The organism is Rhizobium sp. WYCCWR 11146, from assembly GCF_013591995.1.
Lineage (GTDB): Bacteria > Pseudomonadota > Alphaproteobacteria > Rhizobiales > Rhizobiaceae > Rhizobium > Rhizobium indicum.
In genome coordinates this window covers 302,184-315,083 of the sequence record NZ_JACCEY010000024.1, presented here as the reverse complement: position 1 = coordinate 315,083, position 12,900 = coordinate 302,184, and the positions used below count along the sequence as shown (strand labels likewise).

12 protein-coding genes and 1 pseudogene are annotated in these 12,900 nt (G+C 60.5%); 4 read left to right on the top strand and 9 right to left on the bottom strand.

Annotated features, from left to right (window positions below):
- Positions 1–103: 103 nt before the first annotated feature.
- Positions 104–499, bottom strand: coding sequence for an Ohr family peroxiredoxin (locus tag HX899_RS21345; protein WP_171602853.1), 396 nt, complete (start codon positions 497–499; stop codon positions 104–106).
- Between the two features lie 281 nt (positions 500–780).
- Between HX899_RS21345 and HX899_RS21340 the strand changes: the two genes are divergently transcribed.
- Complete coding sequence (locus tag HX899_RS21340) at positions 781–1,578, top strand: class I SAM-dependent methyltransferase (protein WP_181293333.1); 798 nt, start codon at positions 781–783, stop codon at positions 1,576–1,578.
- Positions 1,579–1,595: 17 nt separating this feature from the next.
- Here the strand turns inward: HX899_RS21340 and HX899_RS21335 are convergent, their stop codons facing one another.
- The 3 genes from HX899_RS21335 to HX899_RS21325 form a co-directional block, all read right to left on the bottom strand.
- Positions 1,596–1,943, bottom strand: a complete 348-nt coding sequence (locus tag HX899_RS21335; protein WP_012757920.1) for a hypothetical protein — start codon at positions 1,941–1,943, stop codon at positions 1,596–1,598.
- A gap of 135 nt (positions 1,944–2,078) precedes the next feature.
- Positions 2,079–3,392 (bottom strand): extensin family protein, encoded by a 1,314-nt coding sequence (locus HX899_RS21330; RefSeq protein WP_181293332.1) that lies wholly within the window; start codon positions 3,390–3,392, stop codon positions 2,079–2,081.
- Between the two features lie 151 nt (positions 3,393–3,543).
- On the bottom strand, positions 3,544–5,361 hold the full coding sequence (locus tag HX899_RS21325) for a methyl-accepting chemotaxis protein (protein ID WP_181293331.1): 1,818 nt from the start codon (positions 5,359–5,361) through the stop codon (positions 3,544–3,546).
- Between the two features lie 1,192 nt (positions 5,362–6,553).
- On the opposite strand from HX899_RS21325, the gene HX899_RS21320 reads away from it, so the two are divergent.
- Both HX899_RS21320 and HX899_RS21315 read left to right on the top strand, forming a co-directional pair.
- Positions 6,554–6,940: an acyl-CoA thioesterase gene (locus HX899_RS21320; protein ID WP_181293330.1), complete on the top strand. Its 387-nt coding sequence runs from the start codon at positions 6,554–6,556 to the stop codon at positions 6,938–6,940.
- Positions 6,941–6,958: 18 nt separating this feature from the next.
- Complete coding sequence (locus tag HX899_RS21315; RefSeq protein WP_181293329.1) at positions 6,959–7,546, top strand: hypothetical protein; 588 nt, start codon at positions 6,959–6,961, stop codon at positions 7,544–7,546.
- A 205-nt stretch (positions 7,547–7,751) separates the two neighbouring features.
- Here HX899_RS21315 and HX899_RS21310 read toward each other — a convergent pair whose 3' ends face one another.
- The 5 genes and pseudogenes from HX899_RS21310 to HX899_RS21290 form a co-directional block, all read right to left on the bottom strand.
- Complete coding sequence (locus HX899_RS21310) at positions 7,752–8,450, bottom strand: DUF4405 domain-containing protein (protein WP_181293328.1); 699 nt, start codon at positions 8,448–8,450, stop codon at positions 7,752–7,754.
- A 33-nt stretch (positions 8,451–8,483) separates the two neighbouring features.
- Positions 8,484–8,966 (bottom strand): cytochrome P460 family protein, encoded by a 483-nt coding sequence (locus HX899_RS21305; RefSeq protein ID WP_181293327.1) that lies wholly within the window; start codon positions 8,964–8,966, stop codon positions 8,484–8,486.
- 73 nt (positions 8,967–9,039) lie between these two features.
- Positions 9,040–9,455, bottom strand: a pseudogene (locus HX899_RS21300) (carboxymuconolactone decarboxylase family protein).
- Positions 9,456–9,527: 72 nt separating this feature from the next.
- Positions 9,528–10,616, bottom strand: coding sequence for an alpha/beta fold hydrolase (locus HX899_RS21295; protein WP_210273805.1), 1,089 nt, complete (start codon positions 10,614–10,616; stop codon positions 9,528–9,530).
- A 141-nt stretch (positions 10,617–10,757) separates the two neighbouring features.
- A complete protein-coding gene (locus tag HX899_RS21290; protein ID WP_181293326.1) occupies positions 10,758–11,657 on the bottom strand; it encodes a LysR family transcriptional regulator in 900 nt (299 codons plus the stop codon).
- Between the two features lie 156 nt (positions 11,658–11,813).
- On the opposite strand from HX899_RS21290, the gene HX899_RS21285 reads away from it, so the two are divergent.
- On the top strand, positions 11,814–12,803 hold the full coding sequence (locus tag HX899_RS21285; RefSeq protein WP_181293325.1) for an aldo/keto reductase: 990 nt from the start codon (positions 11,814–11,816) through the stop codon (positions 12,801–12,803).
- Positions 12,804–12,900: the final 97 nt, after the last annotated feature.

Here is a 12,900-nt window from a genome sequence, read left to right as displayed (position 1 = left end):
TCGGCAAGGTTTCCCGTGTCTGCTACTTCAGAAAGAGGTCTGCCGGCCGACCGGCAGGCCCTCCGCATCAAATCCTCCGGCGAGGAGGTCTGCCCTCGCCCGCTCAGACAAGCTTGGTCTCGACGTCGATATTGCCGTGTGTCGCCTTGGAATAAGGGCAGATGCCATGGGCTGCCTCGATCAGCTCCTGCGCGATGTCGCGATCGATGCCGGACAGGCTGACATTGAGGCGCGCCCTCAGGAAGAAGGAGCCGTTGTCGGCGTTGAGAGTAATCTCCGCGTCGACCTCGGGACCGGCCGGCAGCGTGATCTTTCTCTGGGCAGCGGCAAGTTCGATGGCGCCGATGTAGCAGGCCGACCAGGCGATGCCGAACAGGTTTTCAGCGGCCGGATGCGGCTGCGGCAGCTTGATGTCGATCGTACCGTCGCTGCTGCGTGCGGAGCCGTCGCGGCCGCCGGAGATGTGGGTTTTGCCGGTAAAGAGAAGCTTCTCGGTCATGGTGATATCCTTTCGGTTCAAGTTTTATTCGCATCCGATTAAATCGGATGCGCTGTAATACGCCCAGCCAAAACCGATGTCAACACCATTCCGATTTAATCGGATGCGATTTATTTCCAAAGGTGGAAACGCGCCATATTTGGGCAACCCTCAGCCGCAGCTATGCGAACAAGCTGGCCCGTTGCGCAAGGTCACGTCTTTTCCGGGAATAGGGCCATCTATAAGCTCTGCCGACGAACCAGAGGTGGGGCGCACCCTGTGAAGAAACCCGGAGAGATGCCATGTCCTCCATAACGGCAGACAATGCGGGACAGTATAGCGACAGCCGGAAGCTCGCTGCGCGGGCTCGACTGCATAGCCAATACACCATCGCCGAGACAGCCTGGTTTCCATGGGTTGCCGCGCAATTGTCCCTGAAGCCGGGCGATCGTGTCCTCGATGTCGGCTGCGGGCCGGCTTGGTTCTGGGCGGCAACGGCAGGTCTGCTGCCAACGGACTTCGACCTGACGCTCGCCGACCTTTCACCCGGCATGGTCGACGAGGCAGTGGCGCGTTGCAGCGCGCTGCCGTTCGGCTCCGTTCGGGGCTGCCAAGCTGATGCCGTCGCGCTCCCCTTCGAAGATGACGCCTTCGATGCCGTGATCGCGATGCATATGCTCTATCACCTGCCCGACCCGGCCGCGGGCATCGCGGACATGTCGAGAGTGCTGAAGCCGGGCGGCTTTCTCGCGGTCACCACCAACGGCGCAGACAATATGCGGGAGATTTACGAGCTGACGACCATATTTGGCAGTGCCCCATCCGATCCGGCTGCCGAAGCCTTCGGATATGACGCTGCCGAACGATCGATGCGGTCGCAGTTTGAAAACGTGAGCATGTCGCAGCATCCGGCAAGCCTGCGGATCACCGAGCCCGAGGATGTATTTCTGGCGCTCACCTCGTATCCGCCCGGCGATGGCGCCGGCGAAACTCAACTCGTCAGGTTCCGTCAAGCCATTGCCGATGCGTTCAGCCAACGCAGCGGCGTGCTTGAGGTCCGCAAAGAGGTTGCGCTGTTCCTCAGCAGAAAGACGGGCTGATCGGTGCCGTGGGGCGTTCAGACCTTCTCTTTCTTCCTGATTTTTTCCTTCGGTTCGACCGGTGCATCGGGCGTCGGCGCCAACAGCTTGCGCAGTGACGAGATCTTGTCCTTCACCAGCGGCCGGAAGCGCGTCGCGCGATAGGGCATGTCGGCCGCCCCATAACCTTCCGGCCCGTCGTCATTGCCGCGATTGATTTCCGCGAGTTTCACCCCGATGAACGTGCCGTCGATATAATGGGTATATTCGCCCACCCAGCGGATCGTATAGATCTCGCCCTTACGGATCAGCTGGTCGATGCTGACATGCTTGAAGGTGTCGTTGATGCAGACGACCTTCTGGCCGACATGGAAATCATAGCTCATGGATCAAACTCTCGAAACGCAATCGGCTCGCCGATCTATAGCGTGCCCTGCAGCAGGGATGAACCGTTTTTTGGCAGCCAAGCCCGATGCTCCGACATCAGCCGCACCCGCGCCGCATGGCTTAGGCGATATGCATCAGTCGCAATAGGCCTTGCCGCTCTTGCGGGAGCGAAGATCGAAGTGGAAGTGGTTCCAGTGCTCCGGGTTGCTGCCGGGGCCGAGCACGGTGTTGAAATAGCGGCAGCTGTCGCTGCGCACCGCCTTCAGCAGCCGCCCTTCGCGTAGCGAGAACAGGCCCTTCTTGCGCACGTCGATCTCGTGGCCGTTCTTCAGCACGAACTTGCCGACGTCGATGGCGTTGCCGCGGGCGTGTTCCGACATCGGATTGTATTTCTGCCGGCTGTTGTTCATGCGCCGGCAGGAATAGCCGCCGAGCGGCTGGATCGTCTTGATGCCGGACCAGTAACGATAGCGGGCGGACGGCGCCAGTTCGTTCTTCACCCATTTGGCGAAGGCAAGCGTCACTTGGCAGTTCAGCGTTACAGCCGGGCGGACGCCGATATTGCCGGAAAGCCCCTTCAACGACACCGGATAAGGCACCTGGCAGGCCGGGCCGTTCGAAATCGGCGGCTTGTTGTCGAAGAGTACGCCCATGCGCTTCAGCTCGCGCCGGCAGGCAAGCTCGGAGGACGGCATGACGCTGGGATCGACGGGCGCCGCCGGCTCGCTCATCATCGGATTGTTCGGCCGCAGCATCGCGACCTCTTCGCTCTCGTCCTCTTCGGGAACACGGGTCGGCGCCACCACAGGGCTGCCGTCGTTCCAGGCGGGCGCCCGGCTCATCTGTGCCTCGGCCGCCGGCTGCGGCATTGGCTGCTGCGGGGGCTGACGCATGGGCTGGTTGAGCTGCGTTGGATTATCGGTGCCGATGCCGTCGACAACCGGCTCGGTGGCGTTGCCCTCGGCGATCTGTTGCTGTTGTTCCTGCGCCAGCCCGACGACCGGCTCCGCCCCGAGATCGTCATCCATGTTGACGCCGCCGGACGGGATCGCAAGATCTTGCGTGCCGCCCCAGTTCTGGTTCTGCTGCGCCAGCGCCTCGTCGCTGTCGATCATCGGCAGCTTACGTCCCGGTGCGGTTTGCGGCGGAGCGGCTCGTGCCGCGTGGCCGGTGCCGGCGAGGTTTGGCGTATCGAGATAATCGACGGAGCCCTGGCTATTGCCGACGGGCGCGCTGGAAACCGGATAGGAGGCCTGGCTCTCCACCGGCGCCATGCGCACTGCAGGCGCCATGCGCGCTGCCCCCCGCGACGGCGAGATCGAACTAACCCTGGTGCCGTTGTCGACATTGGCCGGCGGCACCAGCCCGTCGCTGATCGAACAGGTCGTCAGCGCCGCCGAAAGCAGCAAGGGCAAAAGGGATCGCCGAGGAAAGGAAACAAACGCCATACTCTTATCGCTTCCGCAGGCTGGCTGGGCAGTGACCGAAAAAACTCACTCCAATTTTAATTAAAAACGGTGAATGAAAACTTACCGGCACAATCTGAACGCGACGGAAATGAAAAAGGCCGGTTTCCCGGCCTTTGATCTCTACGTTTTCTCACGCTGCCCGTGTGTATCGGGCCACTGGCGGCGGCTCCCCGCGCAGGCGGAAATTCGAAAGCAGCGTCTTCAACTGGGTGCTTTCGTCGGCGAGCGTGCGGCTTGCCGCCGTCGTCTCCTCGACCATCGCGGCATTCTGCTGCGTCATCTGGTCCATGTGATTGACGGAGCCGTTGATCTCGTTCAGCCCGGTCGACTGCTCGCGCGCCGCCGTCGCGATTGATGCGACGTGATCGTTGACCTGGTTGACCAGCGCCTCGATCTCCAGCAGTGCCTCACCCGTCGAGCGCACCAGCGCCACCCCACCCTCGACCTCCGTTGCCGACCGGCTGATCAGTTCCTTGATCTCCTTGGCCGCATTGGCGGAACGCTGGGCGAGTTCGCGCACTTCCTGGGCGACGACGGCAAAGCCGCGGCCCGCCTCGCCCGCCCGCGCAGCCTCGACGCCAGCATTCAGTGCCAGAAGGTTCGTCTGGAAGGCGATTTCGTCGATGACCGAGATGATCTGACCGATGCGGTTGGACGAATCCTCGATCCGGCCCATCGCGGTGACCGCATTGCGGACGATCTCGCCGGATTTTCCGGCACTCGCCTTGGTCTCGGCCACCATCTCGCGTGCCTCGTTCGCCCGTTCGGATGCGGTCTTGACCGTCGCGGTGATCTCGTCGAGCGCTGCCGCCGTTTCTTCGAGTGCGGCTGCCTGCTGCTCCGTACGCTTCGACAGATTGCCGGTCGCCTCGCTGATGTCGGAAGCGCTCTCGTTGACGACACGGCTCGATTCGGCGATCGCATGGATCACGCCGTTCAGCGCGTCGACGGCGGCGTTGAAATCGCCCCTCAGCTTGGCGTAGTCCTCGCCGATATCGCCGATCGCAACCGTCAAGTCACCGCTCGCCAACTTTTCCAGGCCGACGCCGAGCGCCAGCATCGCTTGGTTCTGCCGTTCGGAGGCGGAACGCAGGCTTGCCTCGTTGCCGCGGCGCTCTTCCTCGATCTGCTGCTGTCTTTCGTCTTCCCGCCCGCGCAGAGCGCTGCGCTCGTCGACGGAATCGCGCAGCACCAGCAGCACCTTGGCCATCTGGCCGATCTCGTCGCGACGGTCGCTGCCGGCAATCTCCACCGATGCTTCTTCGGCCGCAATCGCGTTCATCGCCGCTTTCAGACGGGCGATCGGCACTGTCACGCTGCGCACGATGGCATAGGCGATGGCAATCGTGGCGGCGCCGCCAAACAGGCAGAGCAGTGCGGCCCACATCGCGTTCTGGCGATAGAGCGCGGCAAGGTCATCCGCATAGACACCCGTGCCGACGATCCAGCCCCAGGGCTCGAAGCCGGCGACATAGGAATATTTCAGCACCGGCTCATCGGCACCCGGCTTCGGCCAGTAATAATCGACGAAACCCTTGCCGTCCTTCTTCACCTTGTTGACGAACTCGACGAACAGGAACTTGCCGTTCGGATCCTTCATCTGCGAGATATCGGTGCCATTCAGCTGCGGCTTGATCGGGTGCATCACCATGGCGGGATGCATGTCGTTGATCCAGAAATAACCGTCGGCGCCGTAACGCATCGCGCCGATCACGTCCTTGGCGGCCGCCTGCGCCTGTTCGCGGGTCATAGTGCCCGCCTGCTCCATTTTGTAATATTTGTCGAAGATGCCGAGCGCCGTCGCATCCATCTGCGCCAGCCCCGCCTTCCGCTCCGCTTCCAGCTCGGAATAGGAATAATTCAGAAAGAAGACCATCGTCGCCGCGAGCACGGCAAGTGTGAATCCGACGAGGCAGTAAAGACGGGTGGAAATCTTGACGTTGCGCATGAGGTTCCCGGTGATTCTTGTAGGTGAGATCGATCACACTCTGAACCACCGGAATTACTGGAGCGTAAAACTTTATTAGAAGACAATCAAATAACGCTAGGTGAGGCAACGGTTGTAAATTCAACCAATTGAAAATTGAATGGAATTTAAATCGGTGCGGCGCGCCATATTTTTGCCACAGCCGGTCGGCCGTAGGCGATTTCAGCAGCCTTCAGGCGCCAAACACCGTCCGCAGCAGGACCACCCATGCGCCGCCGAGCCCGAAGCCGCGACCCCAAATAGCTGTTCAACGGCAAACGACCGTTCCAGGCGCACGGAGATAAAAGAGGGTGCACGCGACTGCGCACCCGTAAAGAAATATGACGCCAGCTATGTCCGAATACACTCTTTGCTCCGCTACATCGCCTCGACGGCGCGAAATCTCGCCTGACATTTTTCGAAAGTCAAAGGCTATCCCACGCCGCTCATGCTTTGGCATGGCGTTTGAGCTGGATCGGGCTGGAGCGCGAACCAGACTGCCGCTGAAAGCGAAACGAGTTTGCCGGTTGAATTTTCCGGCCTAGCACCTTGGAAAGGAAAACGCGACTGGGAAGAACAAGCAAATCGCTACCCCCCAATGCGATACGTAAGGAATGGGCCGCTTGCCATCAGGTTTTGGCCTCTGTCCAGGCTTGGGAAGAGGTCCGTATGGGCCTTCCCCTCTGGAGGAGTAATATAGATATCCTGTTGCCATATGAAGCAACAGCGAAATTCCTGAAATAATGAGCCAAATCAGCGCTATACCGAATGCGCCAGCATCACAGTTTTGATTTCTATCGGCTATGTTTATTCCCGTAAATTTCCAATATATATATGCTACTATTACACCGGAAATCGCAACCAATACCATTGAATACAAGGCCATTAATTTATAAATTGCCGAGCTCAATATAAATCCTCGTTTATTACATGCAATGAAACTATGCTATAGGCCCGTAGACGGAGATATTCTTTCTCAAGAAGAAAAACTGAGACGCGGCAACAGTGCAACTCATTATGTACGCACCTTTTGAGTCGACGGCAACTCACCCAAACAAGTGCACCCGCCACCGGCCCGCCGCGCCCTGCCTTCCTGGCTTTTACACGCGTTTGACCTTGCACTAGGGTGCTCTCCAGTGAATCACCCGCCACCGCACCAAATGGAGAGCCCTTCATGACCGACACCGCCAAGCCGAGAGGCGAACTGACGCTGCGCACACTTGCGATGCCCGGTGATGCCAATCCGGCTGGCGATATCTTTGGCGGCTGGGTCATGGCGCAGATGGACCTTGCCTCCGGCATCCGCGCCACTGAGCGCGCCAGAGGCCGTGTCGTCACTGCCGCCGTCAAGGAAATGGCTTTCGAGCTGCCGGTCAAGATCGGCGATACGCTGTCGGTCTATACCGATATCGAGCGCGTCGGCCGCACCTCGATCACGCTCTGCGTCGAAGCCTGGGCGAACCGCGCCCGTTATGCCAAAATGGAAAAAGTGACGGCCGGCACCTTCATCATGGTGGCGCTCGACGAAGAGGGCAAACCGAAGCAAGTCCCCGAGGAGTGACAGGGCAGGATCGACAGTATGGAAACGGTCAGCTCGCCGGAGGTCTTCCTTCACATCAAGGTGGTGATGGGCATGGTCATCAGCCTTTCGCTCGCGAGAGTGCTGACCGGCCTTGCCGGCATCGTCCAGCATCCCGGTAAGGCCAAGGTCTATCCCATCCATCTCGGCTGGGCACTGTCGATGTTCCTGTTCATCATCCATATCTGGTGGTGGGAATATCGTCTGCAGGCCGTGCCGGCGATCGGCTTCGGCATCTATCTCTTCCTCGTCTGCTTCTGCAGCCTGTTTTTCCTGCTCTGCGCCCTGCTCTTTCCTGCCTCGCTCGACGAATATGGCGGCTACGAGGAATATTTCATTTCCCGGCGCAAATGGTTCTTCGGCATCCTCGGCCTCACCTACGCCATCGATATCCTTGACACGGCGATCAAAGGCCATGAGCGCATCCTCTCGCTCGGCTGGGAATATCCCGCGCGCAACATCGTCTACATCATCCTCTGCGCCATCGCCGCCTGGACCCCCAACCGCCGCTTCCACACGGTCCTCATCATCGCCAATCTGGTCTACCAGGTGAGTTTCATCTTCCGGCTTTATGATGTTTTGGGGTGAGTTGCGGTCGGCGAAGCCGAGCAATCGATCCAGTGAATCGATTGCAGCAACGAACGCCCTGAGCCATGCGAAGGGCCGGGGTGAGGCCCGGTCCCGCAATGCGGGAGCGATCGATCCAGTGAATCGATCGCAGGGACGAACGCCCAGAGCCCAAGCGAAGGGCCGGGCAGCCGCAAACTCCATATCCCCACAGCCGTCACAAACATCACTCGCCTACATCCGTCACCCGCCACACCCCACCCGCCCATCGCAGCCATCCTGCCGCATAATGCGCAACGCACGCGCACGCCCACAAAATCGCGATGTGATGCAGGAAGAACCCGATCGTGGACTCCTGGAAGTCCCAGAAATCGATCGATGGCCGGGCAATGAGCCGGTCTCCGATTCCCATGACGAACAGGCTGTGGATGCCCCACGCCGCTATTATGCCTGCCGTTGCGCGAAGGGATGCAGTCCTGATCGCGTTCGGGCCACCGACCCGCAAAAGCCTGCCGATGACAGCCATGATCATCGACCAGTGAAGGCCGAGATGGACGGCTGCGAGGATGAACGCCCAATAGGCCGCAAGAATATGTATTTCGCGCGCCGTCGGCCCGCCGTTCACGGGAAGGAAAGCAAATACCGAGCGGGAAATCAGCACGCTGCTCACCAGCAAAGCTGATATCGCCTGGGCGATCGAGATATTCGACGTGATTGTCAGAAAGCTCGGCCTGCCGCGTGTCGTCTTCGGAAGCCTCGCCCACCACCGTCTGTTGAAGACGTTGTGCGATAGGAGAAGGATGAACATGCCGGTGCCGATCAGCTCATGCGAGGTGTTGTCGAGCCACCAGTAGGCGAGCGCGGCCAGAAGCAGCCCGGCGGCAGTGAAGTCGAGCAGGAGGCGGATCACGAAAAAAGGGCTCACGATGCGACGCCCTCGCCGGAGATTCGATCCGACCTAGTCAATGACGGCTCCGTTAAATTCCTTGAGGGCATCGAGGGTATAGAGGAAGTCTTCGTCGGCTCTGGAGGAATGGCAAGACTGGCACCGCGCCGTGTTCTCGGCCATGTTGACGCTGCCGTCCGGCTTGAACCATTGGAACTGCCAGTCGCCGGTGCGGCGGTCTTCGCCATAGTCGCCGCCCCAGCCGGAACCCTTTTCCATGACGAAGGTGCGATAGATTTCCCCGTCGCGGTAATCGACCAGCACGAAGTGCGTGCCCGCAGGAACAGGCTGCCCGTTCTTCACGGCCTCGATAGCTTCGTTCGTCGTCATGATGTGCTCGGTCACGTTGCCGCGCCTGATGGTCGTATAGTGAACGAGGCCTGCCAATTCCGGCAGCGTCGTCCGGTTCGGTTCGGCGTCGACGTTCCAGCCGACCAGAACCACGGCGCCGGCCATGGCAAAGAGAATGGAAATGCGCTTGATGAGATGACGCATGAATGTCTTTTCCTGGTTTTGTGCGGAAGATGTTTGAGCGACCGGCTCCGGCAAAAGCGGAAGCCCGCTCGCCTCATTCACGTCCGAAGACGTCTTTCGCGACGGCGACGGCCGAGACCGCATTCGGCCAGCCGGCGTAGAAGGCAAGGTGGGTGATCGTCTCGATCAGCTCGTCCTCGGTCACGCCGTTCTGGCGGGCATGGCAAGATGGGATCTGAGCTGGTCGGGCCGGTTCATGGCGATCAGCGCGGCCACAGTCACCAGGCTGCGATCCCGTTTCGACAGCTGCGGGCGCTCCCATATGTCGCCATAGAGGACGTCGTCGGTCAGTTCAGTCAGCTTCGGCGCGGTGGCGCCCATCAACTGCTGGGCGCGCGAGCGGCTGGACTTGTCATCCCCTTCGGCCGGTGTCTGAGCACTGACGGCGCCCGGCAGAACGGCCAGCACCATGCTGGCCGATAGCATCAGGTTTCCCAACAATTGTTTCATGGACGTCACCTCATGGTTTCCAGGATCAGGCGGATGCTGCGCGAAGAATCTTCCAGCTTCGCGGCAGCACGATCAGTCGAGCTTCTTCTCGCGGAGGAAGGTCGAAACCAGGTCGGCGATCTCTACGTTGTTCAGGTCGGAGAACGGGAAGTGGGTGTTGCCGCGGATGCCGATCTCGGGAAGGTGCACGACAGTGACATCGCCGCCATGCTTGTTCACCGCATCCCGCCACAGGCGGGCCATTGCCAGGCGCACGCGCCAGCTGTCCTGCGCCGGCATCGTCGTCGGCTGGTCGGGGATGTTGTCGCCGTAATAGATGACGATCGGGATCTTCGTCAGCTTGACAAAGTCGTCCATCGGCACCGGCACGCCCTTCAGCGTGTCGAAGGCGCTCGGCATATCGGCGGGGACCTCGCCTGCCGGGAACACGAAACTGCTGCCGGGTTCGAAGGCAACGATCGCTTTGACCTTGTCGCTCTTGATGGCCGTCAGCCAGCCGGGTCCGCCGCCCTGCGAGTGGGTGAAGAGGATGCCGGGACCGATCTTTTCAAACAGCTTTGCCACTGCATTCGACACAACGTCCATATCGAACGGCCCGGTGTTCGGCGTCATCGCGCGGAAGTACTGGTTCAGTGCTTCCGGATCACGGGAGAATTGCACGCCGTCGAAATAGTTCGGCCAGATGCCGACGCGAAACTGGTTAAACCAGAGCTGCTCGTCCGCTGTCGGCTTCACTGTTGTCTCGGCCATGCTCCGCCCGGCCCCGCCCCGGCGCGGCTGGTCGACGAGATAGGTGGAGAAGCCACGACGCAGGAAGATGTTCTGGAAGCCTTCGCGGCCGTCGGGTGTCGTCTCCCAGGTCTTGGAGAATTGCCCGGCACCGTGCCACATCACGATCGGGTACTGACGCGGGTTTGCCGGCACCTGATAGAAGGCAAAAGCATGATCGCCGTGATAGGTCTGGCCTGCGGAATCGAGAGGTTTCAGCGGATCGAAGGTTCCAGGCGCTGCCGTGCTGGTTCCCCCGACGGCAAAACTGCCCTGCTCCTGGATGACCAATGGCTCGGGCTTTACCGCATCGGCAGCCGTCGCCAATGGCGCGGCAAGCTGCGCAGAGGCAAGCAGCAATGCCGCCAAGGTGTTGGACAATCCATATCGCATGTCGGCTTCTCGCTTCGTTTCAGATGGCGAGAAGGTAACGGCTTCGGACGGAAAGGATTAGCCGGCCTGGACAGCTAGGGTCTATTAGGCTGACTAATTAATCACAAGCTGTTGATAAGCCGTGATGGAATAAAATCGGCACTACTTTCCTCTATAGCGGAGCGCATCGACAAACAGGGTGAAGGCGGGAGATGCGTGCCGCCTGTTCGGATAGTAGAGATGATATCCTGGGAAAGGCTGGCACCAGTCCTTGAGAACCTGGATGAGCCGCCCGTCTTCGATGTAAGGCTGAACCTGATCCTCGGGCATATAGGCCAGTCCCAACCCGTCCAGCACGGCGCCGATCCGCATGGCGATGTTATTGAACACGGTTTGGCCCTCGACGCGGACGCGCAATTCACGTCCATCCTTCTCGAATTCCCACGGATATATCGTCCCGTGCGTCGGCAGCCGCATATTGATGCAGTTGTGCGCCGTCAGATCCTGCGGGATATCAGGGCGCGGATGCTGCTCGAAGTAGGAGGGCGCTCCGACGACCGCCATGCATATCTCGGGGCCGATCCGGACAGCGATCATGTCCTTTGCCAGATGCTCGCCGAGCCGGATGCCGGCGTCGTAACGCTCGGCGACGATGTCGGTCAGGCCGTAGTCGACGATCACCTCGACATTGATATCCGGATGATCAGGGAGAAACCGCGCCAATGCCGGGGCGAGAACGGAAATCGCCGGATGCTCGCCTGCCGTGATGCGAATGGTGCCGGCCGGACGCTCGCGCATTTCGCTCAAGGCGGCGATCTCGAACTGGATTTCTTCAAATCTGGGTCCGACCCGCTCCAGCAGGCGTTCTCCTGCTTGCGTCGGCGATACACTTCTGGTCGTGCGGGTCAAAAGGCGCAGCCCGAGCTTTTCTTCGAGACCGCGGACCGTCTGGCTCAACGCCGATTGCGACACACCAAGCTTGGCGGCCGCCCTAGTGAAACTCCGCTCCCTGGCGACGGTCAGAAAAGCCACGAGTTCGTTGAAATTGTTGTCCTGGGGCATTCATTAGTCCGCCTTATGGGTGCATGCGCATTACAGCATCTAATCGAAAGCTGGCAAGAGGACTAAGTTCACGTCAACTCGACCGAGAGCCCGGCTGCTCCCGCACCGCGGAACGGACTTTTCCGAGCCCAAGCAAAACCACGAACGGATACGACCATGAAAACACGCAATCTCGGCGACCTCCAAGTCTCCGCACTCGGTCTCGGCTGCATGAGCATGAGCTCAGCTTACGGCCCGCCCGCCGACGAAAGCGAGATGATCAGGTTGATGCGCACCGCCCATCAGCAGGGCGTGACCTTGTTCGACACGGCCGAAGCCTATGGCCCTTTCGTCAATGAAGAGCTTATTGGCAAGGCGCTCGCGCCGATCCGCGACCAGGTGGTCATCGCCACCAAATTCGGCTTCGATATCGACCTGCAAACCGGCGAACGCCGCGGCGGCACCAACAGCCGCCCCGAGCACGTCAAGGCGGTCGCCGATGCCTGTCTGCGCCGCCTGAAGACGGATCGCATCGACCTGTTTTACCAGCACCGCGTCGATCCCGACGTGCCGATCGAAGATGTGGCCGGCGCCGTCAAGGACTTGATCGCAGCCGGCAAGGTCAAACATTTCGGGCTTTCCGAAGCCGGCGTTCAGACGATCCGCCGCGCCCATGCCGTCCAGAAGGTGACCGCCGTTCAGAGCGAATATTCGCTCTTCTGGCGCGGCCCCGAGGCGGAATTGCTGCCCGCCCTTGAGCAACTCGGCATCGGCTTCGTGCCCTTCAGCCCACTCGGCGCAGGCTTTTTGACCGGCAAGATCGACGAGAACACCAAGTTCGATCCAAGCGATTTCCGCAACAGCGTGCCGCGTTTTTCACCCGAGGCGCGCAAGGCCAATTTTGCGCTCGTCGACCTGATCAGGCGGATCGGCGACCGCAAGGGCGCAACACCCGCGCAAATCGCCCTCTCCTGGCTGCTCGCCCAAAAGCCATGGATCGTCCCGATCCCGGGAACAACGAAGCAGCACCGGTTGGAAGAGAATCTCGGGGCGGTAGACGTCGACCTGCTCGCCGACGACCTCGCCGAAATCGACGCCGCCCTCGCCGGCATCGAGGTTCAGGGTGAGCGGCTGCCAGAGGCAGCACTGAAGATGACCGGCCGGTAAGGCCTCTCCCCAACCTCGGCAAATGCGGATGCCGCTGAAGCCACCCGCCTGGCGGACTCTTTAGCTGACCGCCGCACCCTCTCTCCAGCCTGATCCT

Excerpts from the sequence above, each read along its gene's own strand:
- HX899_RS21345 (WP_171602853.1), bottom strand. The coding sequence starts at position 499 with ATGACCGAGAAGCTTCTCTTTACCGGCAAAACCCACATCTCCGGCGGC.
- HX899_RS21340 (WP_181293333.1), top strand. The coding sequence starts at position 781 with ATGTCCTCCATAACGGCAGACAATGCGGGACAGTATAGCGACAGCCGG.
- HX899_RS21335 (WP_012757920.1), bottom strand. The coding sequence starts at position 1,943 with ATGAGCTATGATTTCCATGTCGGCCAGAAGGTCGTCTGCATCAACGAC.
- HX899_RS21330 (WP_181293332.1), bottom strand. The coding sequence starts at position 3,392 with ATGGCGTTTGTTTCCTTTCCTCGGCGATCCCTTTTGCCCTTGCTGCTT.
- HX899_RS21325 (WP_181293331.1), bottom strand. The coding sequence starts at position 5,361 with ATGCGCAACGTCAAGATTTCCACCCGTCTTTACTGCCTCGTCGGATTC.
- HX899_RS21320 (WP_181293330.1), top strand. The coding sequence starts at position 6,554 with ATGACCGACACCGCCAAGCCGAGAGGCGAACTGACGCTGCGCACACTT.
- HX899_RS21315 (WP_181293329.1), top strand. The coding sequence starts at position 6,959 with ATGGAAACGGTCAGCTCGCCGGAGGTCTTCCTTCACATCAAGGTGGTG.
- HX899_RS21305 (WP_181293327.1), bottom strand. The coding sequence starts at position 8,966 with ATGCGTCATCTCATCAAGCGCATTTCCATTCTCTTTGCCATGGCCGGC.
- HX899_RS21295 (WP_210273805.1), bottom strand. The coding sequence starts at position 10,616 with ATGCGATATGGATTGTCCAACACCTTGGCGGCATTGCTGCTTGCCTCT.
- HX899_RS21290 (WP_181293326.1), bottom strand. The coding sequence starts at position 11,657 with ATGCCCCAGGACAACAATTTCAACGAACTCGTGGCTTTTCTGACCGTC.
- HX899_RS21285 (WP_181293325.1), top strand. The coding sequence starts at position 11,814 with ATGAAAACACGCAATCTCGGCGACCTCCAAGTCTCCGCACTCGGTCTC.